This is a genomic window from Pantoea sp. RIT-PI-b, assembly GCF_001187905.1.
Lineage (GTDB): Bacteria > Pseudomonadota > Gammaproteobacteria > Enterobacterales > Enterobacteriaceae > Pantoea > Pantoea nemavictus.
The window spans coordinates 1-1,004 of sequence record NZ_LGIS01000009.1 but is presented as its reverse complement, the minus strand read 5'-3'; the positions used below and the strand labels follow the sequence as shown (position 1 = coordinate 1,004).

Genomic DNA, 1,004 nt, shown 5'->3' with positions numbered 1-1,004 from the left:
CGCAATTAAGCGATAATTGTAGCAACAACACCCGCACCAACAGTACGGCCGCCTTCACGGATAGCGAAGCGCAAGCCTTCATCCATCGCGATTGGGTGGATCAGCTCAACGGTCATCTGAACGTTGTCGCCTGGCATTACCATCTCAACGCCTTCTGGCAGCTCAACGTTGCCGGTCACGTCAGTAGTACGGAAGTAGAACTGTGGACGGTAGCCTTTGAAGAACGGAGTATGACGGCCGCCTTCATCTTTAGACAGAACGTACACTTCTGAAGTGAACTTGGTATGCGGCTTGATTGAAGCCGGCTTAGCCAGAACCTGGCCACGCTGGATATCTTCACGCTTAATACCACGCAGCAGAACACCACAGTTCTCGCCAGCCTGACCCTGGTCCAGCAGTTTGCGGAACATTTCAACGCCGGTACAGGTAGACTTAACAGTCGCCTTGATACCCACGATTTCAACTTCGTCGCCCACTTTAACGATACCGCGCTCAACACGACCGGTAACAACAGTACCACGGCCTGAGATTGAGAATACGTCTTCGATTGGCAGCAGGAACGGCAGGTCGATTGCACGTACTGGCTCTGGGATGTAGGTATCCAGATGCTCAGCCAGTTCAATGATCTTAGCTTCCCACTCAGCTTCGCCTTCCAGCGCTTTCAGAGCAGAACCGCGTACGATTGGAGTGTCGTCGCCTGGGAAGTCATATGCTGACAGCAGGTCACGTACTTCCATCTCAACCAGTTCCAGCAGCTCTTCATCATCAACCATGTCGCACTTGTTCAGGAACACGATGATGTAAGGAACGCCAACCTGACGACCCAGCAGGATGTGCTCACGGGTCTGAGGCATTGGGCCGTCAGTCGCAGCAACAACCAGGATCGCGCCGTCCATCTGCGCAGCACCGGTGATCATGTTTTTCACATAGTCGGCGTGGCCTGGGCAGTCAACGTGCGCATAGTGGCGAGTCGGGGTTTCATATTCAACGTGAGAAGTGTTGAT

The 1,004-nt window shown here is 53.5% G+C and carries 1 protein-coding gene; it reads right to left on the bottom strand.

Annotation, left to right across the window (positions count from 1 at the left end; all coding sequences use genetic code 11):
- Positions 1-5: 5 nt before the first annotated feature.
- Positions 6-1,004 (bottom strand): elongation factor Tu (tuf, locus tag AC790_RS01460; RefSeq protein ID WP_049850726.1); only part of this gene is annotated, 999 nt, incomplete at its 5' end.